Source organism: Citrobacter sp. Cf072 (assembly GCF_030334485.1).
Classification (GTDB): domain Bacteria; phylum Pseudomonadota; class Gammaproteobacteria; order Enterobacterales; family Enterobacteriaceae; genus Citrobacter; species Citrobacter freundii.
Genome location: NZ_JAOWDX010000045.1, coordinates 1 through 2,197 on the forward strand (window position 1 = coordinate 1; position 2,197 = coordinate 2,197).

Genomic DNA, 2,197 nt, shown 5'->3' on the forward strand with positions numbered 1-2,197 from the left:
GGTTAACCGTATAGGGGAGCCGAAGGGAAACCGAGTCTTAACTGGGCGTTAAGTTGCAGGGTATAGACCCGAAACCCGGTGATCTAGCCATGGGCAGGTTGAAGGTTGGGTAACACTAACTGGAGGACCGAACCGACTAATGTTGAAAAATTAGCGGATGACTTGTGGCTGGGGGTGAAAGGCCAATCAAACCGGGAGATAGCTGGTTCTCCCCGAAAGCTATTTAGGTAGCGCCTCGTGAATTCATCTTCGGGGGTAGAGCACTGTTTCGGCTAGGGGGTCATCCCGACTTACCAACCCGATGCAAACTGCGAATACCGAAGAATGTTATCACGGGAGACACACGGCGGGTGCTAACGTCCGTCGTGAAGAGGGAAACAACCCAGACCGCCAGCTAAGGTCCCAAAGTCATGGTTAAGTGGGAAACGATGTGGGAAGGCACAGACAGCCAGGATGTTGGCTTAGAAGCAGCCATCATTTAAAGAAAGCGTAATAGCTCACTGGTCGAGTCGGCCTGCGCGGAAGATGTAACGGGGCTAAACCATGCACCGAAGCTGCGGCAGCGACACTATGTGTTGTTGGGTAGGGGAGCGTTCTGTAAGCCGTTGAAGGTGGCCTGTGAGGGTTGCTGGAGGTATCAGAAGTGCGAATGCTGACATAAGTAACGATAATGCGGGTGAAAAACCCGCACGCCGGAAGACCAAGGGTTCCTGTCCAACGTTAATCGGGGCAGGGTGAGTCGACCCCTAAGGCGAGGCCGAAAGGCGTAGTCGATGGGAAACAGGTTAATATTCCTGTACTTGGTGTTACTGCGAAGGGGGGACGGAGAAGGCTATGTTAGCCGGGCGACGGTTGTCCCGGTTTAAGCATGTAGGCGGAGGTTCCAGGTAAATCCGGTACCTTTTTAACGCTGAGGTGTGATGACGAGGCACTACGGTGCTGAAGTAACAAATGCCCTGCTTCCAGGAAAAGCCTCTAAGCATCAGGTAACACGAAATCGTACCCCAAACCGACACAGGTGGTCAGGTAGAGAATACCAAGGCGCTTGAGAGAACTCGGGTGAAGGAACTAGGCAAAATGGTGCCGTAACTTCGGGAGAAGGCACGCTGATATGTAGGTGAAGTGATTTACTCATGGAGCTGAAATCAGTCGAAGATACCAGCTGGCTGCAACTGTTTATTAAAAACACAGCACTGTGCAAACACGAAAGTGGACGTATACGGTGTGACGCCTGCCCGGTGCCGGAAGGTTAATTGATGGGGTTATCCGTAAGGAGAAGCTCTTGATCGAAGCCCCGGTAAACGGCGGCCGTAACTATAACGGTCCTAAGGTAGCGAAATTCCTTGTCGGGTAAGTTCCGACCTGCACGAATGGCGTAATGATGGCCAGGCTGTCTCCACCCGAGACTCAGTGAAATTGAACTCGCTGTGAAGATGCAGTGTACCCGCGGCAAGACGGAAAGACCCCGTGAACCTTTACTATAGCTTGACACTGAACACTGGTCCTTGATGTGTAGGATAGGTGGGAGGCTTTGAAGTGTGGACGCCAGTCTGCATGGAGCCATCCTTGAAATACCACCCTTTAATGGCTGGTGTTCTAACGTGGACCCGTAATCCGGGTTGCGGACAGTGTCTGGTGGGTAGTTTGACTGGGGCGGTCTCCTCCTAAAGAGTAACGGAGGAGCACGAAGGTTAGCTAATCCTGGTCGGACATCAGGAGGTTAGTGCAAAGGCATAAGCTAGCTTGACTGCGAGAGTGACGGCTCGAGCAGGTGCGAAAGCAGGTCTTAGTGATCCGGTGGTTCTGAATGGAAGGGCCATCGCTCAACGGATAAAAGGTACTCCGGGGATAACAGGCTGATACCGCCCAAGAGTTCATATCGACGGCGGTGTTTGGCACCTCGATGTCGGCTCATCACATCCTGGGGCTGAAGTAGGTCCCAAGGGTATGGCTGTTCGCCATTTAAAGTGGTACGCGAGCTGGGTTTAGAACGTCGTGAGACAGTTCGGTCCCTATCTGCCGTGGGCGCTGGAGAATTGAGGGGGGCTGCTCCTAGTACGAGAGGACCGGAGTGGACGCATCACTGGTGTTCGGGTTGTCATGCCAATGGCATTGCCCGGTAGCTAAATGCGGAAGAGATAAGTGCTGAAAGCATCTAAGCACGAAACTTGCCCCGAGATGAGTTCTCCCTGAGACT

At 53.0% G+C, this 2,197-nt stretch carries 1 rRNA gene (cut by a window edge); it reads left to right on the top strand.

Annotated elements, in window-relative coordinates:
- Window positions 1-2,197 (top strand): 23S ribosomal RNA (locus tag OGX66_RS12420) (its annotated part continues 77 nt past the right edge of the window); the annotation flags it as partial.